Annotated in this window: 19 protein-coding genes; 14 read left to right on the forward strand and 5 right to left on the reverse strand. The window is 52.0% G+C overall.

What is annotated here, in order from left to right; all coding sequences use genetic code 11:
* Nucleotides 1–121 precede the first annotated feature (121 nt).
* Complete coding sequence (locus tag FEK43_RS20915; RefSeq protein ID WP_135408044.1) at nt 122–1,846, forward strand: DUF4153 domain-containing protein; 1,725 nt, start codon at nt 122–124, stop codon at nt 1,844–1,846.
* A gap of 129 nt (nt 1,847–1,975) precedes the next feature.
* On the opposite strand, the gene hslO is transcribed toward FEK43_RS20915, so the two are convergent.
* The 4 genes from hslO to igaA form a co-directional block, all read right to left on the reverse strand.
* Nucleotides 1,976–2,854 (reverse strand): Hsp33 family molecular chaperone HslO, encoded by an 879-nt coding sequence (hslO, locus tag FEK43_RS20920; protein ID WP_130208979.1) that lies wholly within the window; start codon nt 2,852–2,854, stop codon nt 1,976–1,978.
* Nucleotides 2,855–2,878: 24 nt separating this feature from the next.
* A complete protein-coding gene (gene hslR, locus FEK43_RS20925; protein WP_000660493.1) occupies nt 2,879–3,280 on the reverse strand; it encodes a ribosome-associated heat shock protein Hsp15 in 402 nt (133 codons plus the stop codon).
* A gap of 10 nt (nt 3,281–3,290) precedes the next feature.
* Complete coding sequence (yrfG, locus tag FEK43_RS20930; protein WP_135408042.1) at nt 3,291–3,959, reverse strand: GMP/IMP nucleotidase; 669 nt, start codon at nt 3,957–3,959, stop codon at nt 3,291–3,293.
* A gap of 64 nt (nt 3,960–4,023) precedes the next feature.
* Complete coding sequence (igaA, locus tag FEK43_RS20935) at nt 4,024–6,159, reverse strand: intracellular growth attenuator protein IgaA (RefSeq protein WP_130261026.1); 2,136 nt, start codon at nt 6,157–6,159, stop codon at nt 4,024–4,026.
* Nucleotides 6,160–6,480: 321 nt separating this feature from the next.
* Between igaA and nudE the strand changes: the two genes are divergently transcribed.
* A complete protein-coding gene (gene nudE / locus FEK43_RS20940; protein WP_126511443.1) occupies nt 6,481–7,041 on the forward strand; it encodes an ADP compounds hydrolase NudE in 561 nt (186 codons plus the stop codon).
* A 166-nt stretch (nt 7,042–7,207) separates the two neighbouring features.
* Here nudE and mrcA read toward each other — a convergent pair whose 3' ends face one another.
* The gene (gene mrcA / locus FEK43_RS20945; protein ID WP_130208973.1) at nt 7,208–9,760 is read right to left on the reverse strand and encodes a peptidoglycan glycosyltransferase/peptidoglycan DD-transpeptidase MrcA; all 2,553 of its coding nucleotides are present in this window, start codon (nt 9,758–9,760) and stop codon (nt 7,208–7,210) included.
* A 119-nt stretch (nt 9,761–9,879) separates the two neighbouring features.
* Between mrcA and hofM the strand changes: the two genes are divergently transcribed.
* The 12 genes from hofM (at nt 9,880) to trpS (ending at nt 20,009) form a co-directional block, all read left to right on the forward strand.
* Nucleotides 9,880–10,659 carry a DNA utilization protein HofM gene (hofM, locus tag FEK43_RS20950; RefSeq protein WP_130217654.1) on the forward strand — a complete coding sequence of 260 codons (780 nt, stop codon included), beginning with the start codon at nt 9,880–9,882 and terminating at the stop codon, nt 10,657–10,659.
* Nucleotides 10,659–11,198: a PilN domain-containing protein gene (locus FEK43_RS20955; RefSeq protein ID WP_130258693.1), complete on the forward strand. Its 540-nt coding sequence runs from the start codon at nt 10,659–10,661 to the stop codon at nt 11,196–11,198. Before hofM ends, FEK43_RS20955 begins: the two co-directional genes overlap by 1 nt.
* Entirely contained in the window at nt 11,182–11,622 is a 441-nt protein-coding gene (locus tag FEK43_RS20960; protein WP_135408040.1) for a DNA utilization protein HofO, read from the forward strand. The genes FEK43_RS20955 and FEK43_RS20960 overlap by 17 nt, the downstream gene beginning before the upstream one ends.
* Nucleotides 11,612–12,016: a DUF2531 family protein gene (locus tag FEK43_RS20965; protein WP_130221396.1), complete on the forward strand. Its 405-nt coding sequence runs from the start codon at nt 11,612–11,614 to the stop codon at nt 12,014–12,016. The genes FEK43_RS20960 and FEK43_RS20965 overlap by 11 nt, the downstream gene beginning before the upstream one ends.
* Entirely contained in the window at nt 11,928–13,166 is a 1,239-nt protein-coding gene (gene hofQ / locus FEK43_RS20970) for a DNA uptake porin HofQ (protein WP_130208965.1), read from the forward strand. Before FEK43_RS20965 ends, hofQ begins: the two co-directional genes overlap by 89 nt.
* A 400-nt stretch (nt 13,167–13,566) precedes the next feature.
* A complete protein-coding gene (gene aroK / locus FEK43_RS20975; protein ID WP_001507994.1) occupies nt 13,567–14,088 on the forward strand; it encodes a shikimate kinase AroK in 522 nt (173 codons plus the stop codon).
* A 56-nt stretch (nt 14,089–14,144) separates the two neighbouring features.
* Entirely contained in the window at nt 14,145–15,233 is a 1,089-nt protein-coding gene (aroB, locus tag FEK43_RS20980) for a 3-dehydroquinate synthase (RefSeq protein ID WP_135408037.1), read from the forward strand.
* 91 nt (nt 15,234–15,324) lie between these two features.
* Nucleotides 15,325–16,623: a cell division protein DamX gene (gene damX / locus FEK43_RS20985; RefSeq protein ID WP_130208961.1), complete on the forward strand. Its 1,299-nt coding sequence runs from the start codon at nt 15,325–15,327 to the stop codon at nt 16,621–16,623.
* 106 nt (nt 16,624–16,729) lie between these two features.
* Nucleotides 16,730–17,566 (forward strand): adenine-specific DNA-methyltransferase, encoded by an 837-nt coding sequence (gene dam, locus FEK43_RS20990; protein ID WP_130217642.1) that lies wholly within the window; start codon nt 16,730–16,732, stop codon nt 17,564–17,566.
* Between the two features lie 17 nt (nt 17,567–17,583).
* Nucleotides 17,584–18,261: a ribulose-phosphate 3-epimerase gene (gene rpe, locus FEK43_RS20995; RefSeq protein WP_000816280.1), complete on the forward strand. Its 678-nt coding sequence runs from the start codon at nt 17,584–17,586 to the stop codon at nt 18,259–18,261.
* Nucleotides 18,254–19,012 (forward strand): phosphoglycolate phosphatase, encoded by a 759-nt coding sequence (gph, locus tag FEK43_RS21000; RefSeq protein ID WP_135408036.1) that lies wholly within the window; start codon nt 18,254–18,256, stop codon nt 19,010–19,012. The genes rpe and gph overlap by 8 nt, the downstream gene beginning before the upstream one ends.
* Nucleotides 19,005–20,009, forward strand: a complete 1,005-nt coding sequence (trpS, locus tag FEK43_RS21005; RefSeq protein WP_130208955.1) for a tryptophan--tRNA ligase — start codon at nt 19,005–19,007, stop codon at nt 20,007–20,009. The genes gph and trpS overlap by 8 nt, the downstream gene beginning before the upstream one ends.
* Nucleotides 20,010–20,117 lie beyond the last annotated feature (108 nt).

The raw sequence follows: 20,117 nt of genomic DNA on the forward strand, positions 1-20,117 counted from the left end.
AAAATCAATCAGTAAAGTATCGATTCACCACCGCAAAATTTTTTGTAAATTTTTCTTAAAATAAATATTAGTACTGCCTGAATGCAATAATTAACCTTCCTTTTGATTCCGGATCACGAACATGGATAACGTTGAAATTTCACCTGCAACACGGTGGGGAATGGTCGCCACTGGATTAATCCAGGGGCTGGTTTGCTATTTTCTGATAACCTGGCTGGCTGTGGACAATAACAACTGGATTGTTTACGGCATTCCTGCGACCGTGGCGCTTTCATCCGTTTTGTTATTCACCGTGGAATCCTTCAAACAGAAGCGTTTGTGGGGGTGGCTGGCGCTGGTATTTATTACCACCCTGGCGATGAGCGGCTGGCTGAAGTGGCAAATTGATGGCATGAGTCCCTGGCGAGCGGACCAGGAACTCTGGGAATTTGGTTGTTATCTGCTGTTAATGGCGATGTTGTTATTGCCCTGGATACAACTGAATTTGCACGACAGAAAAGAGCGAACGAACTATAGCTTTTTTTACCAGTCAGCGTGGCATAACGCTCTAATATTGATGGTGATTTTGATCACTAATGGTCTGACATGGCTGGTACTTTTACTGTGGAGTGAGTTATTTAAACTTGTTGGCATCACGTTTTTCAGTACCCTCTTTTTTTCAACCGACTGGTTTATTTATCTTACGCTGGGCCTGGTTACCGCTCTGGCAGTCATTCTTGCGCGGACTCAATCGCGGTTAATCGCCTCTATTCAAAAGCTCTTCACGTTAATCGCTACAGGTTTGCTACCACTGGTTTCACTGCTGACGCTGCTGTTTATTATCACTTTGCCCTTTGCTGGTTTGAATACGATTTCCCGCCACATCTCCGCCGCTGGGCTGCTTTTAACTCTGGCCTTTTTGCAGTTGCTCTTAATGGCCATTGTCCGCGATCCGCAAAAAGCAACGCTTCCCTGGACTGGCCCGTTGCGTTGCCTGATAAAAACGTCTCTGCTGGTGGCGCCGCTCTATGTGCTGATCGCCGCCTGGGCTATATGGATGCGGGTCGCTCAATACGGCTGGACTGCCGAACGCTTGCACGGCGCACTGGCAGTGGTGGTGTTACTGGTCTGGTCGCTGGGGTATTTCGTCAGTATTGCCTGGCGTAAAGGGCAAAATCCCCTTGTTCTTCAGGGCAAAGTGAACCTTACGGTTTCGTTATTGGTGCTGGTGATACTGGTGCTTCTTAATTCACCGGTGCTGGACAGTATGCGCATTAGCGTGAACAGCCATATGGCGCGTTATCAGAGTGGCAAGAACACGCCAGACCAGGTAAGTATCTACATGCTCGAACATAGCGGTCGCTATGGGCGTGCAGCGCTTGAGTCGCTGAAAAGCGATGTCGAGTATATGAAAGACCCGAAACGCAGGCGGGGTCTGCTGATGGCGTTTGATGGAGTGCAACGTCTTCAGCAGCAGATATCGGAAAAAGCATTAGCTGATAATGTATTTATTGCCCCAGGTTCTGGCAAACCTGATACGACATTCTGGTCGGTAGTGATGAAAAATCGCTATAACGCAATGATATGTATTGAAAAAGATGCCTGCGTGCTGGTAGAGCAAGATCTGAATAGTGATGGTAGGGCTGAGCGGATCCTGTTTGCCTTTAATGATGAAAGAGTCATTGTCTATGGTGTTGATCCTGCCGGGAAAGAATGGAAAGAGATTACGATGAGTTCACTTCCGCGTGTAATAACGAAAGAGAAATTACTCACAGCGGCGAAGGATGGAAAACTGGGGACAAAGCCTAAAGTGTGGCGCGATCTTACGGTGGATGGTGAAACGCTGGATTTGAATCTGAATGAGTGACAGCGCGTTTGGATGTGGCGCCTTATCTTGCCTGCGATAAATTGCATTTAATCCGTAGGCCAGATAAGTGCAGCGCATCAGGCAACTTAGTCATGATGTCCGGCAGAGTCATCTCTGCCGGACATGGGATTAATGAACCTGCGGATCTGCCGGAGACGCATTGTTGCGGATCTCGGCAATATCCATTGCATTGAACAGATAGTGGTTACCACAGTAATCACAATGCATGTCAATTTCGCCTTCTTCCGCGAGGATGCTATCAACTTCTTCATCCGGCAGCGTTTTCAGCGCGCCTGCGCAACGTTCACGCGAGCAGGTGCATTTGAATTCAACATCCTGCGGATCGTAAACCGTCACCTCTTCTTCGTGGTATAAGCGCCACAAAACTTCGTTTGCCGGTAACGTCAGCAGCTCTTCAGTTTTGATGGTTTCGGTCAGCGTCGCCAGGTGGTCGAAGTCGTCTTGCTGGGCATTTTGCGCAGGCATTACCTGCAACAACATACCGCCCGCAGCCGGTTTGCCGTCTACGTCACCGGTGCGAATAAACAGGCGCGTCGGCAGCTGTTCAGAACGCATAAAGTAATCTTCCAGGCAAGCCGCCAGGGTATCACCTTCCAGACCAACCACGCCCTGATAGCGTTCGCCTTCGCTCGGGGTAATGGTGATCACCACGTAACCATTGCCGACCAGCGTTTTCAGGTCGGCATTTTCTGGAATTTCGCCCTGCACGCGCGCCACACCACGCATCTGCTGTTTGTTGTTACCGTTAATAACCGCCAGATTCATCGGACCGTCGCCTTGCAGCTGTACGGTGATATCACCATCAAACTTCAGCGTAGCGGTCAACAGGCTGGTCGCGACCAGCAGTTCTGCCAGCACGTTTTTCACCGGCTGCGGATAATCGTGATTCTCAAGGATCTGTTGCAGGGTTTCCGAAACGGTTACCAGTTCGCCGCGAACGGCAAAGTTTTCAAACAGATAGCGATGTAATTGGTCATGTTGCGGCATAATCATCTCTCTTGCAGGTGACAGTTATTCACTGTCGCCGTGTTTAAATCGTAACAGGTCACGGCGCTCTTTTTTGTCCGGGCGCCGGTCCGGGTGCGGCATGGTTAAGGCATTAAGTTTACGTGCCAGTGCCATTTTTTCGCGTTTCTCTACACTTTCCGCAGTCTCTTCATACAACAAGACCGCCTCGCTGGCGGGGCGACGCTGTTCAGTAATCGCCTTTACAATCACCGTTCGTTCGTCATTTCCCTGGCGCAGCGTGAGCGTGGCATTCAGCTCGACGACTTTACTCGGCTTGCTGCGTTGCCCGTTGTAATGCACCTTACCGCCTTCAATCATTTCGCGGGCCAGCGCGCGGGTTTTATAAAAACGGGCGGCCCATAGCCATTTATCCAGTCGAACCTCAACAGCCGGTTTTTCTTTCATGGCGTCTCCTTCACATTAGCGAGGGGATCAGGCGGCGGTAGTCATTCAGTGACGGATGGCGTTCATACTGTTTTTCGGCTATTCCAGAGTCAGGGTTGGTGACGCCGAGACAGTAACGAATACCAAATTGCGCGGCAGCATCGAGAATGGCTTCGCTGTCATCAATAAACAGCGTTCTTTCAGCTTTCAGACCCGTAGCTTCGGCCACCGCATGCCATAACCGCTGATCCTCTTTCGGATAACCAAATGTGTGGGTGGAAAGTAATAAATCAAGGTGTGCGTCCAGACCCGTATGCTCAAGTTTAACGGCCAGGTTATGTGGATGGGCGTTAGTGAGCAAAATTCGCTGCTTGCCGCTGGCTTTCAGCGCTTCGAGAAACGGAATAGTATCTTCACGCAACACAGCACGCGGCCCCATCTCGGTGGTCATCGCACAGATATCCAGACCCAGTTGCTCGCTCCAGTAATCAAGACAGTACCAGTTTAGCGTATGCTGCACGTCGTGATATTGCTGGCGCATATATTCCATTGCTTCCTGTGGCGTAACACCGTTTTTCGCGCCCCATGTTTCAGGCACCAGCTTTTGCCAAAAATAGTTATCGAAGGCGAGGTCGAGCAACGTGCCGTCCATATCCAGCAGAACGGTGTCTACGTTCTGCCAAGCAATGTTGATATGCATGGGGGAAATCTCCAGAGTGAAGCAATTTGCGCGACAGGGTAGCATAACCTGCCGCGCAAACGTGTTATTCGATGAGGCTTTCTGAAGACGTGAGCAGCGTCGGATTCAGGCAGCTTTCGTAATATTCCTTAATCTCCATCATGCGGGTGCGATGACGCTGGTAACGACGCCAGGCCTGCACGCCATTATAGATGGCACAGCCGAACATCGTCAGTAGCAGTAATGTGGTGCCGAGATAGCGCCACAGGCCAGAACGGTCCGGAATAGGGTGCAAGCTGATATGCTGCGTGCCGTTGGCATCGGTGAAAATATTGGTGACGATCCCCTCGGCGTTAAACGGTGTATGCATCAACATTTGCGCCAGCTTCTGGAAAGCGTTCCATTGTTCTTGCGCCGGGTAGTCATAAAGTGAGGCTGCTGGCCACGGTTGATCGACAAAATCGCTGCCTTCGTCGCTGACAATCAGGAAGCCGCCAGGCGCTGGGCTATTCAGTGATTGTGCCGCTCGCGCCGTTTCATGAGTGATAAACGGTGCGGTGGAAGTCGCCACCAGATTATCCAGCGATTCTGCGCTCACCGGGCGGAGTAATACATTCACACCATCAAGTTTTCCTGCGTTGGCGCGTTTCACCAGTGCGTCCCAGTCCTTACTGTTGCCAAGATTCACCAGGGCGTTTTTTAAGCGCACACAATCATCTTTGGCTGCACAGAGATCTGCTGTCTTCAGTACGATGTCGCCAAAGTCATCAAGCAAAACCATGCCGGATTTCTGAATCGCAGAACGTAATGAGGCACTGACGCGTGATTCATCTTCTGGTTTAGGGTGCAGTTGACGGTTTACTGCTTCGGTCAGTGCCGTAGCTTTGTTAACCAGTTCCGATTCCGGTAATGGCAATGAACGGGCGTCATTCCAGATGATTTGCGAGCAGTCAAACGGCAAAAACGGTGAATTGGTTTTCGCGCTCCAGGTGCCGGAAGTGCGGATATTACACATGCCTGTACCACTTAGACGTAAGGTATCGCCTACGCGTACGCCAGCGTCCGCAAGTTGTTTAACACTGGTGGCCTCAATAGTCTGCGCGCCTTTCATCCACGAGAGAGTGAATTTCAGCGGCATATCCAGTGGGATCCAGAACAGCAGCATAAACAAGACTATCAGCGAACCGGCTGCGATAACCGTGCTGCGTAGCCAGTGCTGCAACGGGAAGTTTTTTACTTCGTCATGCAGCGAAAGATAGCGCCCCTGGCGCACGACGTGACGGTCGAGGTAGATATCGATATCGGTTTGTTGTCCGAGATCCTGGGCAATGTAAGGTTGCCAGTGCGCGGGGTAGACCAGATCGATAATACCAAGCGAAATATTGTTAATCTGTTCCTGAGAGTTTTCACCAAACAGCCCCCAGCGACGCGGTGTCCCGCGCAGGCAGTGGATTTCCCTTAGGGAGGATTTGGCAGGTGGCGCATATAATCCCCACAGGCCCGCACCCAGCAGCAGCAGCGCGCCGCCAACCAACCACGGGACAAATACATCCGGGGTCACCAGGCAGAAATAGAACATCAGGAATGAGGCGACAATCAGCAGCGCTTCCCGCAATCCTCGTGGGCGGCTAAGTGCATACTCTTCGTGCGTTTCCTGGCGAATGTTGAGCAACTCAATTTGTTCGCTCTCTTCACCGCGAATCGATGCCTGCGTTGATGGAATAGGTTGTAACGTGTAACCGCGAGTCTCCTGCATATACTCTTGCAGCGTATGGCCGTTGAGTGAAATGACTAATGGGAGTGAGTCGGTATAAATCAGTTCAACGGTGTTTTCGTCGTTGATGTACTGCTCCCAGAAAGGCGGCAGGTGGACTTCTACCGAGTCAAGGTAGTAGCGCCATTTATTGGGATCGTCGGTAGAGATGCCATAACGTGTGATAGCGTGCGTCAGCATCATCACATTATTGCTTTCGGCGTTCAGCGTCAGAGAGACAGGCGCTGTGCTGGCACCCGTCGGACCGGGAACCTGCAAAATCTGCGTCAGGCTTTCGAGATAATTTTCAACGGCGCTACGTTCTTCAGAAGTGAGTTTGCGCGTTTGCGCATCAGCGAAGGCGTTAGCCCAGGGCAATTGTCGCCGCCTGGTGCGGGTTTTTATCAGCCATCCCGCAAGTAGTGAGCAGGCCAGCAAAGCAGCTAAAAAAATCACAATGGTGCTCATGCTTTCCCCATCTTACTTAATTTGTCAGGCGTGATTATTCGCACCCTGGACACAATATAGGATTCTGCGGTTGGCTATCGGCAAGCGTGGAGTTGAACTTGAGCATCATTAAGCGCATCCCAGTAACCGCTGATCATAGCAAACCCTCTGAGGGCGGAATATCAGCAAATTCCTGGAGTTATTTCAACCTATTGACTTTTAATTTGATTTGAGAACGATTATTTATCAGGTTGCATAAATGTAAATAACATGCAATTCACATTGCCGAAACGGTGTCCGATATCGCACAATAAATACTGATTTCACTGCAAAGATTCCACAATGAGAAAATCATTACAAAAACCCACCATTCTGAATGTTGAAACTGTAGCCCGTTCCCGACTGTTTACCGTCGAAAGCGTGGATCTGGAGTTCAGCAATGGCGTGCGGCGTGTTTATGAACGAATGCGTCCAACCAACAGGGAAGCGGTGATGATTGTGCCTATTGTGGACGACCATCTGATCCTGATTCGTGAGTACGCGGTGGGAACTGAATCCTACGAGTTAGGGTTTTCGAAAGGGCTGATTGATCCCGGTGAAAGCGTCTACGAAGCAGCTAACCGCGAGCTAAAAGAAGAAGTGGGATTTGGTGCGAACGATCTGACTTTTTTGAAGAAACTCAGCATGGCGCCGTCTTACTTTTCCAGCAAAATGAATATTGTGGTGGCGCAAGATCTCTACCCGGAATCGCTGGAAGGCGATGAGCCAGAGCCGCTACCGCAGGTTCGCTGGCCGCTGGCGCATATGATGGATTTGCTCGAAGATCCTGACTTCAATGAAGCGCGCAATGTCAGCGCGCTGTTCCTGGTACGTGAGTGGTTGAAGGGGCAGGGGCGGTTGTAAATACGTAGATCTTGCCTGATGCGTCATACATATCAGGCCTACGGGATTCCTGCAATGTATTGAGTTTTCAAGATTTTGCATGCCGGCTAAGGCGTTCATGCCGCATCCGGCATGAACAACGCGCACTTTGCCAGCAAACTGAAAAGGCGCCGAAGCGCCTTTTTAATCAGAACAATTCCTGTGCCTCACCATTATCGATAATGGTCGTTCCCACCTCGCGCACCGCCTGCTGTGTAGGCTGTGTACCTTCAATGAAGTACTCTTCGCGGCTGTTGCCGCCGCTGGCCAGTTGCCCAGTGCTGCGATCGATATTCACCGTCACAATACCCGGCGGCGGCGTCAGCGGTTGTTCCGGTACGCCTTCCAGAACGGCTTTCATATAGGCGTCCCATGCAGGCTGCGCGCTTTTAGCACCACCTTCATAACCAGAGATCTGATCTTTAATTGCCCCGGAAGCCGTGGTATGACCGAGATTACGACGGTGGTCGTCAAAGCCAATCCATACTGAGGTTACTACGCCTGGTCCGTAACCCGAGAACCATGCATCCTTCGAGCTGTTGGTGGTCCCGGTTTTCCCGCCGATATCATGACGTTGCAAATCACGACCTGCGCGCCAGCCAGTACCTTGCCAGCCTGGTTCACCAAAGATATTGGTGTTCAGTGCGCTCTTAATCAGGAATGCCAGCGGAGTGCTGATAACGTGCGGTGCATACTCCTGCGCGCCGGTCTTCGCGACTAATGTCTGATTAGCTTGCTCCAGTTGCGGCATCGGCACCGAAACATTTTGCTGCTCGCGGGAGATAGCCACGTCTTCAACGTCGTTATTTTCCAGCACGTTCGATTTTTGCGTATCGCCATAAATCACCGGGATATCGCATTCCGGGCAAGCTACTTTCGGTTTCGCTTCGAAAATCACGCCGCCCTGGTCGTTTTCAATTTTGCTGATAAACCACGGATCCACCAGGAAGCCACCATTCGCCATTACTGCATAGCCGCGCGCCACCTGCAGCGGCGTGAAGGACGCGGAACCCAGCGCCAGCGATTCGGTATGAACAATGTTTTGCGCCGGGAAGCCGAAGCGTTGCAGATACTCTGCAGCGTAGTCGACGCCCATAGCCCGCATTGCACGCACCATCACTACGTTCTTCGACTGACCCAGTCCCTGACGTAAACGGATTGGACCGGCATATTGCGGTGGTGAGTTTTTCGGCTCCCAGTCAGAACCAGCACCGGCGTCCCAGCGGGAAATCGGCACATCGTTCAGCATACTTGCCAGCGTCAGACCTTTATCCATTGCTGCGGTGTAGAGGAACGGTTTGATATTCGACCCCACCTGACGCAGCGCCTGAGTTGCGCGGTTAAACTTGCTCTGGTTGAAGTCAAAGCCACCAACCAGCGCCATGACGGCACCGTTTTGCGGATTGATCGACACAAGCGCCGAGTTCACCTCTGGCACCTGCGCCAGCCACCAGGCATCGCCAACCTGGCGAACCCAGATTTGCTGACCCGTTTGCACCACATCAGTCACTTTACGCGGCGTTGGTCCCTGTTGAGTGTCTGAACGGTAAGGACGCGCCCAGCGAACGCCTTCCATACGCAACGTTACGGACGTTCCGTCAGCCAGCATCGCTGTCGCTTCCTGCGGATTGGTGCTGGTAACTGCGGCAGGCAGCAGCGGACCGTAAGTCGGCAACGCTTTCAGAGTATTGGTTATCTTTTTGGTGTCCCACGCCGTCTCACCCACTTTCCACAGCACATTAGCCGGGCCGCGATAACCGTGACGCATGTCGTAGTCCAGCACGTTGTTACGCACCGCTTGCTGCGCGGCCTGCTGAACTTTGCGGGTAATGGTGGTGTAAATGCGATAACCGTCTTCATAAGCGCTTTCGCCGTAACGGCTATACATCTCCTGACGCACCATTTCGGTGAGATACGGCGCCGAGAAGGCAATTTCCGGCGCGTGATAATTGGCGTTAATCGGCTCACTACGCGTCTGATCATATTGCTGCTGGGTGATATACCCTTCGCTCAACATACGCGACAGCACAACGTTACGCCGCGCGACGGCGCGATCCATTGAGTAGAGCGGGTTGAAAGTGGATGGGGCTTTTGGCAGCCCGGCAATCACCGCCATTTCGTTCAGCGTCAGTTGGTCGACCGTTTTACCGAAATAGACTTGTGCCGCAGCACCGACACCATAGGCGCGGTAACCGAGGTAAATCTTGTTCAGATAAAGCTCGAGGATCTCGTCTTTAGTCAGCAACTGTTCAATACGAATCGCGAGGAAGACTTCCTTAATCTTACGCATCAGCGTGCGTTCCGGACTGAGGAAGAAGTTTCTCGCCAGTTGCTGGGTAATGGTACTCGCCCCTTGTGACGCGTGACCAGAGAACAACGCCACACTTGCCGCACGGAAGATCCCCACCGGGTCAACGCCGTGATGCTCATAAAAGCGGCTGTCCTCCGTCGCGATAAAGGCTTTCACCATTTCCGGCGGGATTTGATCCAACGTAACCGGAATACGACGTTTTTCACCATATTGCGCAATTAGCTCGCCATCGGCGCTGTAAATCTGCATCGGAATTTGCAGGCGAACATCTTTTAATGTCGCCACATCCGGCAGTTGTGGCTCGATGTAGCGGTAGAGGCCATAAATCGAGCCTGCTCCCAGCAGAATGCAACAGACTGCAAGGATCAATAAATACTTTACGAACTTCACTGGAAATTTCCGATTTGGTTTCATTTGGGCAGTTTATAAACAAACGCGCGGTAGTATAAAGGCAAGCCAGACGCATTGATATACCCGTCAGAGTGACGGGTGATAAGGAGATCATCACAATGGCATTTAAGAACTGGCAAATTGGTTTGCATTTACAACAGCAAGAAGCGGTGGCGGTTGCTATCGTGCGTGGTGCAAAAGAATGTTTTTTGCAACGTTGGTGGCGTTTGCCGCTGGCGACAGACATTATCAAAGATGGACGCATTCTCGATACAGAGCGGCTGGCAAAAACGTTGTTACCGTGGAGTCGTGAACTGCCGCATCGACATCACATTATGCTGGCATTTCCTGCTGGTCGAACGTTACAGAGGGCATTTCCACGCCCGGCGATGTCTCTCGGTGAGCGAGAGCAAACGGCATGGCTAGCAGGCACAATGGCACGCGAGCTGGATATGGAACCGGACTCCCTGCGCTTCGATTATAGCGAAGATTCACTAAGCCCGGCCTATAACGTGACCGCCGCGCAAAGCAAAGAGTTGGCAACGTTACTTACCCTGGCAGAAAGATTGCGTGTTCACGTTAGCGCAATTACCCCAGATGCCTGCGCTTTACAACGGTTTCTGCCTTTTTTACCCCCTCACAAGCAATGTCTGGCCTGGTGTGACCACGAGCAGTGGTTGTGGGCGACGCGTTATAACTGGGGGCGCAAGCTGGTGGTGGGGATGACAAGCGCGAATGACCTTGCAGCGATGTTATCCGTGGATCCCGACAGTATCGCAATATGCGGCGAAGGCGGATTTGACCCCTGGGAGGCGGTTTCTGTTCGTCAGCCGCCGCTACCGCCACCAGGTGGAGACTTCGCCATTGCGCTGGGACTGGCGCTTGGGGAGAGTCGCTAATGAACCCACCAATCAATTTTTTGCCCTGGCGACAGCAACGCCGTGCGGCCTTTTTTCGCTTCTGGTTGCAGATGTTTGTTGCCCCTCTGCTGCTGACCGTAGGGATAACGCTAATGCAGCGTCTGGCATATAACGCCGAAGCACGCGTAGACGCCATTTTGCTCGAGGGAGAACAACAACTCGCCCGTAGCTTACAGGTCACTAAGCCACGTTTGTTGGAACGCCAACAGTTACGCGAACAGCATTTGCGACGTCAGCGTCAGCGACAATTTACCCGCGACTGGCAACCAGCGCTGGAAGCGCTGGCGACGCTTTTACCAGAAAAAGCCTGGCTGACCACGCTGAGCTGGCAGCAGGGAACGCTGGAAGTCAAAGGACTTACGTCGAACATCACAGCACTAAATGTGTTGGAGAAGTCACTCCGTGAGGATGCCTCTTTTCAGCTCAACCAGCGAGGGGCCACGCAGCAGGATGCACAAGGGCGCTGGCAATTTGCGTATCAGTTAACAAGGAAGGTTAGCGATGAACTCGCTCTTTGACTGGTGGTTTGCCACATCTCCTCGTACCCGTCAGTTTGGCTGGGCAGTCTGGTTGCTGGTGTTATTCACAATCATCGTTCTTTCATTGGCCCATCAGGAAGAGAGCGACGCATTAATTCGACTGCGGGCAAGTAATCACCAGCAGTGGGCTGCACTGCATCGCCTGGTAGACACCACACCCATCCGCGAAGAAAAGACGTTGTCCTTTTCGCCGCTGGATTTTCAGTTGCCTGGCGCGCAACTGGTTTACTGGCATCCGTCCGCCCAGGGAGGGGAGTTGGCGTTGAAAACGCTCTGGGAAGCGGTGCCGTCGGCATTTACACGACTGGCAGAGCGCAACGTCAGCGTAAGTCGTTTTTCGTTAAGCGTGGAAGGTGATGAACTCTTGTTCACGCTCCAACTGGAGGGGGCGAATGATGGCTAAACGTTGGCTGCTGGCTGGTGTTGCATTATGGCTATTAACCGGCATGCGCGACCCGTTTAAACCACCGGAAGATCTATGCCGGATTAGCGAACTTACCCAGTGGCGCTATCAGGGGATGGTAGGAAGAGGCGAGCGCGTTATTGGCGTAATAAAAGATGGGCAAAAGAAATGGCGACGGGTGCAGCAAAACGATGTGCTGGAAAACGGCTGGACGATCTTACAGCTGACGCCAGACACACTAACGCTGGGAACCGGGACAAACTGCGAACCGCCACAGTGGTTGTGGCAACGGCAAGGAGATACAAATGAAGCAATGGATAGCCGCACTACTGTTGATGATGATGCCCATCGTGCAGGCGGCAAAGCCGCAAAAAGTCACGCTGATGGTGGATGACGTTCCGGTTGCTCAGGTTTTGCAGGCGCTGGCCGAACAGGAGAAGTTGAACCTGGTGGTGTCGCCAGACGTCAGCGGTACGGTATCGCTACATTTAACGGATGTTCCCTGGAAGCAGGCGCTACAAACCGTAGTGAAAAGCGCCGGGCTGATAACGCGTCAGGAAGGCAATATTCTTTCAGTGCATTCCGTTGCCTGGCAAAATGAAAATATCGCCCGCCAGGAGGCAGAGAAAGCACGGGCGCAGGCAAACCTGCCGCTGGAAAATCGCAGCATTACCCTGCAATACGCCGATGCCGGAGAGTTGGCGAAAGCGGGGGAGAAGCTACTTAGCGCCAAAGGCAGCATGACCGTTGATAAACGTACCAATCGCCTTTTGTTGCGCGATAACCAGGCGGCGTTAACTGCACTGGAACAGTGGGTCATGCAAATGGATTTGCCGGTAGGCCAGGTTGAACTGTCGGCACACATTGTCACCATTAATGAAAAAAGTCTGCGCGAGTTAGGCGTGAAATGGACGCTGGCCGATGCGCAACAAGCTGGCGGCGTTGGGCAAGTGACTACGCTCGGTAGCGATCTCGCGGTGGCGACGGCGACGACGCATATCGGTTTTAACATTGGGCGGATCAACGGACGTTTGCTGGATCTGGAGCTTTCCGCACTAGAACAGAAACAGCAACTGGATATCATCGCCAGTCCACGTTTACTGGCTTCGCATCTCCAGCCTGCCAGCATTAAACAGGGAAGCGAAATTCCGTATCAGGTTTCCAGTGGTGAAAGTGGTGCAACATCGGTGGAGTTTAAAGAGGCGGTACTGGGAATGGAGGTCACGCCCACGGTGTTACAAAAAGGTCGCATCCGGCTGAAATTACACATCAGCCAGAACGTTCCGGGGCAGGTCCTTCAACAAGCCGATGGCGAAGTGCTGGCAATTGACAAGCAGGAGATCGAAACGCAAGTCGAGGTCAAAAGCGGAGAAACGTTGGCGTTGGGCGGCATTTTTACCCGTAAAAATAAATCGGGTCAGGATAGCGTACCGCTGTTGGGTGACATTCCCTGGTTCGGGCAATTATTTCGTCATGACGGAAAAGAAGATGAACGACGTGAGTTAGTGGTGTTTATCACGCCACGACTGGTTTCCAGTGAGTAAACCGCCGCAAAAGCGGTGATGTTTTTACGTTGAACGTGTTTCATCTATTTGACGCGCGCAGGTATTTAGCATACAAGGAGTACCGATTTGAGAGTTGGTGCTCTTAGCTGCCTGCGTTTTATGATGATGATTTATCATTCAGGCGGTATTTTGCTGTCTTTTTTACGCTAATCTTACCCGGTGATTTATCGCCAAAGCGGTGATAGCAAGGCAGCATGCCTGCAGCGACCAGATATGCAGAGGGATGGGCGATTTATTCAGTTGCCAAACCTGCTGGAGTATTGAGATAATTTTCAGTCTGACTCTCGCAATATCTTATGAGGTTTCAGTCCATGTCCTGCTGCGCTCTCTGAGCGAAGCGGGTTTATCATTAACGAATAGTCTTAGTAGTACCGAAAAAATGGCAGAGAAACGCAATATCTTTCTGGTTGGGCCTATGGGTGCCGGAAAAAGCACTATTGGGCGCCAGTTAGCTCAACAACTCAATATGGAATTTTACGATTCCGATCAAGAGATTGAGAAACGAACCGGAGCTGATGTGGGCTGGGTTTTCGATTTAGAAGGCGAAGAAGGCTTCCGCGATCGCGAAGAAAAGGTCATCAATGAATTGACCGAGAAGCAGGGTATTGTGCTGGCTACTGGCGGCGGCTCTGTGAAATCCCGCGAAACGCGTAACCGTCTTTCCGCTCGTGGCGTTGTCGTTTATCTTGAAACGACCATCGAAAAGCAACTTGCACGCACGCAGCGTGATAAAAAACGCCCGTTGCTGCACGTTGAAACACCGCCACGTGAAGTTCTGGAAGCGTTGGCCAATGAACGCAATCCGCTGTATGAAGAGATTGCCGACGTGACCATTCGTACTGATGACCAAAGCGCTAAAGTGGTCGCAAACCAGATTATTAACATGCTGGAAAGCAACTAATTCTGGCTTTAAATACACTCGTCTGCGGGTACAGTAATTAAGGTGGATGTCGCGTTATGGAGAGGATAGTCGTCACTCTCGGGGAACGTAGTTACCCAGTTACCATCGCATCTGGTTTGTTTAACGAACCAGCTTCATTCTTACCGCTGAAATCGGGCGAGCAGGTGATGTTGGTCACCAACGAAACCCTGGCTCCTCTGTATCTCGATAAGGTCCGCGGCGTACTTGAACAGGCGGGTGTTAACGTCGATAGCGTTATCCTCCCTGACGGCGAGCAGTATAAAAGCCTGGCAGTACTCGACACCGTCTTTACAGCGTTGTTGCAAAAGACGCATGGCCGCGATACTACACTGGTTGCACTTGGCGGCGGCGTGGTGGGCGATCTTACCGGTTTCGCGGCGGCGAGCTATCAGCGCGGCGTTCGCTTCATTCAAGTCCCAACGACGTTATTGTCGCAGGTTGACTCCTCCGTTGGCGGCAAAACCGCGGTAAACCATCCCCTCGGTAAAAACATGATTGGCGCGTTTTACCAACCTGCATCGGTGGTGGTAGATCTCGATTGTCTGAAAACGCTTCCTCAGCGTGAGTTAGCTTCGGGGCTAGCGGAAGTCATCAAATACGGCATTATTCTTGACGGCGAGTTTTTCCACTGGCTGGAAGAGAATCTCGACGCGCTGCTTCGTCTGGATGGCCCTGCAATGGCGTACTGTATTCGCCGCTGCTGTGAGCTGAAAGCAGAAGTTGTCGCCGCCGACGAGCGTGAAGCTGGCTTACGTGCTTTACTCAATCTTGGACATACCTTTGGTCATGCCATTGAAGCTGAAATGGGCTATGGTAATTGGCTACACGGTGAAGCGGTTGCTGCGGGTATGGTAATGGCGGCGCGCACATCGGAACGTCTCGGGCAGTTCAGTTCTGCCGAAACGCAGCGTATTATTACCCTGCTCACGCGGGCTGGGTTACCGGTCAATGGGCCGCGCGAAATGTCCGCGCAGGCATATTTACCGCATATGCTGCGTGACAAGAAAGTTCTTGCGGGAGAAATGCGCTTAATTCTTCCGCTGGCAATTGGTAAGAGCGAAGTTCGCGGCGGTGTTTCGCACGATATCGTTCTTAACGCCATTGCTGATTGTCAGTTAGCGTAACAACAAGAAAGGTCAGGCCGCTTATCCGGCGGTTTATTAGCTTCAGGTTAATTGCAACGTGGTAAGCATTAACCTTTTAGTGGGGTGTTAAATGGATGAATTCAAACCAGAAGACGAGCTGAAACCCGATCCCAGCGATCGTCGTACTGGTCGTTCTCGTCAATCTTCTGAGCGTTCTGAACGTACTGAACGTGGCGAACCGCAGATCAATTTTGATGATATTGAACTTGATGATACGGATGATCGCCGTCCGACCCGCGCGCAAAAAGAGCGCGATGAGGAACCGGAAATCGAACAAGAATATGACGAATCCGAAGATGAAACGGTGGATGAAGAGCGTGTAGAGCGGCGTCCGCGTAAGCGCAAAAAAGCAGCCAGCAAACCTGCTTCTCGTCAGTATATGATGATGGGCGTCGGTATTCTGGTTCTGTTGCTGTTGATCATCGGTATCGGTTCTGCGTTAAAAGCCCCCTCGACCTCTTCCAGCGATCAAACTGCGTCTGGCGAGAAGAGTATTGATCTTGCTGGCAATGCGACCGATCAGGCGAATGGCGTGCAGCCAGCACCGGGAACCACGTCTGCGGAAAATACTCAGCAGGATGTTTCTCTGCCGCCGATTTCTTCTACGCCGACCCAGGGGCAGACCCCGGCGGCAACGGATGGTCAACAGCGTGTTGAAGTACAGGGTGATCTGAACAATGCCCTGACCCAGCCACAAAATCAGCAACAGCTGAACAATGTGGCGGTAAATTCGACATTGCCGACCGAACCCGCAACGGTTGCGCCAGTACGCAATGGCAATGCATCGCGCGACACGGCAAAAACGCAAACCGCTGAACGTCCGACCACCACGCGTCCGCCACGTCAGCAGGCAGTGATTGAACCGAAAAAACCGCAAGCAACTGTGAAAACCGAACCGAAGCCGGTAGCACAGCAACCGAAGCGTACCGAACCAGCAGCGCCAGTGGCGAGCTCGAAGGCACCGGCTGCGACTTCTACGCCAGCGGCAACGCCAGCGCCGAATGCGACTGCCAGCACGGAGCCGGCACAAACGGCATCTCCGGCGCAAACCACGACAACACCAGCTGCTGGGGCGAAGAGCGCGGGTAATGTTGGTTCGTTGAAATCGGCACCGTCAAGCCATTACACTCTGCAGTTGAGCAGTTCCTCTAACTACGACAACCTGAACGGTTGGGCGAAGAAAGAGAACCTGAAAAACTACGTTGTCTATGAAACGACGCGTAATGGTCAGCCGTGGTATGTCCTGGTTTCTGGCGTGTACGCTTCGAAAGAAGAAGCGAAAAAAGCGGTATCTACATTGCCAGCCGATGTCCAGGCCAAAAATCCTTGGGCGAAACCGCTGCGTCAGGTACAGGCCGATCTGAAGTAATCAAGGCTATTTCCCGCAATGGATAACCGTTGCGGGAACTGCCTGAAGCGCTGGATGCTGTCGGAGCTTTCTCCACAGCCGGAGAAGGTGTAATTAGTTAGTCAGCATGAAGAAAAATCGCGCTTTTTTGAAGTGGGCAGGGGGCAAATATCCCTTGCTTGATGATATTAAACGGCATTTGCCTAAGGGCGAATGTCTGGTTGAGCCTTTTGTTGGTGCCGGGTCGGTGTTTCTTAACACCGACTTTTCTCGTTATATCCTTGCTGATATCAACAGCGATCTGATTAGTCTCTACAACATTGTAAAGACGCGTACTGAAGAGTATGTGCAGGCTGCCCGCGAGCTGTTTGTTCCCGAAACAAATTGCGCCGAGGTCTACTATCAGTTCCGCGAAGAGTTCAACAAAAGCCAGGATCCCTTGCGTCGGGCAGTACTGTTTTTATATTTGAACCGCTACGGTTACAACGGTTTGTGCCGTTACAATCTGCGCGGTGAATTTAATGTGCCGTTTGGCCGTTATAAAAAGCCCTATTTCCCGGAAGCTGAGTTGTATCATTTTGCCGAAAAAGCGCAGAATGCCTTTTTCTATTGTGAGTCTTACGCCGACAGCATGGCGCGCGCAGATGATGCATCCGTCGTCTATTGCGATCCGCCTTATGCGCCGCTTTCTGCGACCGCTAACTTCACGGCGTATCACACAAACAGTTTTACGCTTGAACAACAAGCCCATCTGGCGGAGATCGCAGAAGGTCTGGTTGATCGCCATATTCCTGTGCTGATCTCCAATCACGATACGATGTTAACGCGTGAGTGGTATCAGCGCGCAAAATTGCATGTCGTCAAAGTTCGACGCAGTATAAGCAGCAACGGCGGCACACGTAAAAAGGTGGACGAACTGCTGGCTTTGTACAAACCAGGAGTCGTTTCACCCGCGAAAAAATAATTCTCAAGGAGAAGCGGATGAAACAGTATTTGATTGCCCCCTCAATTCTGTCGGCTGATTTTGCCCGCCTGGGTGAAGATACCGCAAAGGCCCTGGCAGCTGGCGCTGATGTCGTGCATTTTGACGTCATGGATAACCACTATGTTCCCAACCTGACAATTGGGCCAATGGTGCTGAAATCCTTGCGTAACTACGGCATTACCGCCCCTATCGACGTGCATCTGATGGTGAAACCCGTCGATCGCATTGTGCCGGATTTCGCTGCTGCTGGCGCCAGTATCATTACCTTTCATCCAGAAGCCTCCGAGCATGTTGACCGCACGCTGCAACTGATTAAAGAAAATGGCTGTAAAGCGGGGCTGGTATTTAACCCGGCGACACCATTGAGCTATCTGGATTATGTGATGGACAAGCTGGATGTGATCCTGCTGATGTCTGTCAACCCTGGTTTCGGCGGTCAGTCTTTCATTCCGCAAACACTGGATAAACTGCGCGAAGTGCGCCGCCGCATCGATGAGTCGGGCTTTGATATCCGTCTGGAAGTGGACGGTGGCGTGAAGGTGAACAACATTGGCGAAATCGCTGCGGCGGGAGCGGATATGTTCGTCGCCGGTTCGGCAATCTTCGACCAGCCAGACTACAAAAAAGTCATTGATGAAATGCGCAGTGAACTGGCAAAGGTAAGTCATGAATAAGTTTGAAGATATTCGCGGCGTCGCTTTTGATCTCGACGGTACGTTGGTGGACAGTGCTCCTGGTCTTGCTGCTGCGGTAGATATGGCGCTGTATGCGCTGGAGTTGCCCGTTGCAGGCGAAGAACGCGTTATTACCTGGATTGGCAACGGCGCAGATGTCTTGATGGAGCGGGCATTGGCCTGGGCGCGTCAGGAACGTGCGACCCTGCGCAAAACAATGGGTAAACCGCCCGTTGATGACGACATTCCGGCAGAAGAACAGGTACGTATTCTGCGTAAACTGTTCGATCGCTACTATGGCGAGGTTGCCGAAGAGGGGACGTTTTTGTTCCCGCACGTTGCCGATACTCTGGGCGCGTTGCAGGCTAAAGGCCTGCCGCTAGGCCTGGTTACCAACAAACCGACGCCGTTCGTCGCGCCGCTGCTCGAAGCCTTAGATATCGCCAAATACTTCAGCGTGGTGATTGGTGGTGATGACGTGCAAAACAAAAAACCGCATCCGGACCCGCTGTTACTGGTGGCTGCGCGGATGGGAATTGCCCCACAACAGATGCTGTTTGTTGGCGACTCACGCAATGATATTCAGGCGGCAAAAGCGGCAGGTTGCCCATCAGTTGGCTTAACCTACGGATATAACTACGGCGAGGCTATCGATCTCAGCCAGCCTGATGTAATTTATCACTCTATAAATGACCTTCTGCCCGTATTAGGGCTTCCGCATAGCGAAAATCAGGAATCGAAAAATGACTAAGCCCATCGTTTTTAGTGGCGCACAGCCCTCAGGTGAATTGACCATTGGTAACTACATGGGTGCGCTGCGTCAGTGGGTAAACATGCAGGATGACTATCATTGCATTTACTGCATCGTTGACCAACATGCCATCACCGTGCGCCAGGATGCGCAAAAGCTGCGTAAAGCGACGCTGGATACGCTGGCTCTGTACCTGGCATGTGGCATCGATCCTGAGAAAAGCACCATTTTTGTTCAGTCCCATGTACCAGAACATGCGCAGCTAGGCTGGGCGTTGAACTGCTATACCTACTTCGGCGAACTGAGCCGCATGACCCAATTCAAAGATAAATCTGCGCGTTATGCCGAGAACATCAACGCTGGTCTGTTTGACTATCCGGTGCTGATGGCGGCGGACATCCTGCTGTATCAAACCAATCTGGTGCCGGTCGGTGAAGATCAGAAACAGCATCTGGAACTGAGCCGCGATATCGCCCAGCGTTTCAACGCGCTGTATGGCGATATTTTTAAAGTACCGGAGCCGTTTATTCCGAAATCTGGCGCGCGCGTAATGTCGCTGCTGGAGCCGACCAAGAAGATGTCCAAGTCTGACGATAACCGCAATAACGTTATTGGCCTGCTGGAAGATCCGAAATCGGTAGTGAAGAAAATCAAACGTGCGGTCACTGACTCCGACGAGCCACCGGTAGTTCGCTACGATGTGCAGAACAAAGCGGGCGTTTCCAACCTGCTGGATATCCTTTCTGCAGTTACTGGCAAGAGCATCCCGGAACTGGAAAAACAGTTCGAAGGCAAGATGTATGGTCATCTGAAAGGCGAAGTAGCTGATGCCGTTTCCGGTATGCTGACTGAATTGCAGGAACGCTATCACCGTTTCCGCAATGACGAAGCCTTCCTGCAACAGGTGATGAAAGACGGCGCAGAAAAAGCCAGCGCGCACGCTTCCCGTACGCTGAAAGCGGTGTATGAAGCGATTGGTTTTGTGGCGAAGCCGTAATTCACTATTGCTGGCAAATTGCGCTTTGTTCATGCCGAATGCGGCGTGAACGCCTTATCCGGCCTACAAAGTAATGCACATATTGCAAGGAAATGTAGGCCTGATAAG

The organism is Escherichia sp. E2562 (genome assembly GCF_005781075.1).
GTDB lineage: Bacteria > Pseudomonadota > Gammaproteobacteria > Enterobacterales > Enterobacteriaceae > Escherichia.

Bases quoted from the DNA above. Each gene is read 5' to 3' on its own strand.
- dam (WP_130217642.1), top strand. From the start codon at position 16,730: ATGAAGAAAAATCGCGCTTTTTTGAAGTGGGCAGGGGGCAAATATCCC.
- yrfG (WP_135408042.1), bottom strand. From the start codon at position 3,959: ATGCATATCAACATTGCTTGGCAGAACGTAGACACCGTTCTGCTGGAT.
- rpe (WP_000816280.1), top strand. From the start codon at position 17,584: ATGAAACAGTATTTGATTGCCCCCTCAATTCTGTCGGCTGATTTTGCC.
- trpS (WP_130208955.1), top strand. From the start codon at position 19,005: ATGACTAAGCCCATCGTTTTTAGTGGCGCACAGCCCTCAGGTGAATTG.
- gph (WP_135408036.1), top strand. From the start codon at position 18,254: ATGAATAAGTTTGAAGATATTCGCGGCGTCGCTTTTGATCTCGACGGT.
- hofQ (WP_130208965.1), top strand. From the start codon at position 11,928: ATGAAGCAATGGATAGCCGCACTACTGTTGATGATGATGCCCATCGTG.
- hslR (WP_000660493.1), bottom strand. From the start codon at position 3,280: ATGAAAGAAAAACCGGCTGTTGAGGTTCGACTGGATAAATGGCTATGG.
- FEK43_RS20955 (WP_130258693.1), top strand. From the start codon at position 10,659: ATGAACCCACCAATCAATTTTTTGCCCTGGCGACAGCAACGCCGTGCG.
- aroB (WP_135408037.1), top strand. From the start codon at position 14,145: ATGGAGAGGATAGTCGTCACTCTCGGGGAACGTAGTTACCCAGTTACC.
- nudE (WP_126511443.1), top strand. From the start codon at position 6,481: ATGAGAAAATCATTACAAAAACCCACCATTCTGAATGTTGAAACTGTA.
- hofM (WP_130217654.1), top strand. From the start codon at position 9,880: ATGGCATTTAAGAACTGGCAAATTGGTTTGCATTTACAACAGCAAGAA.
- igaA (WP_130261026.1), bottom strand. From the start codon at position 6,159: ATGAGCACCATTGTGATTTTTTTAGCTGCTTTGCTGGCCTGCTCACTA.
- damX (WP_130208961.1), top strand. From the start codon at position 15,325: ATGGATGAATTCAAACCAGAAGACGAGCTGAAACCCGATCCCAGCGAT.
- FEK43_RS20915 (WP_135408044.1), top strand. From the start codon at position 122: ATGGATAACGTTGAAATTTCACCTGCAACACGGTGGGGAATGGTCGCC.
- aroK (WP_001507994.1), top strand. From the start codon at position 13,567: ATGGCAGAGAAACGCAATATCTTTCTGGTTGGGCCTATGGGTGCCGGA.
- FEK43_RS20960 (WP_135408040.1), top strand. From the start codon at position 11,182: ATGAACTCGCTCTTTGACTGGTGGTTTGCCACATCTCCTCGTACCCGT.
- hslO (WP_130208979.1), bottom strand. From the start codon at position 2,854: ATGCCGCAACATGACCAATTACATCGCTATCTGTTTGAAAACTTTGCC.
- FEK43_RS20965 (WP_130221396.1), top strand. From the start codon at position 11,612: ATGATGGCTAAACGTTGGCTGCTGGCTGGTGTTGCATTATGGCTATTA.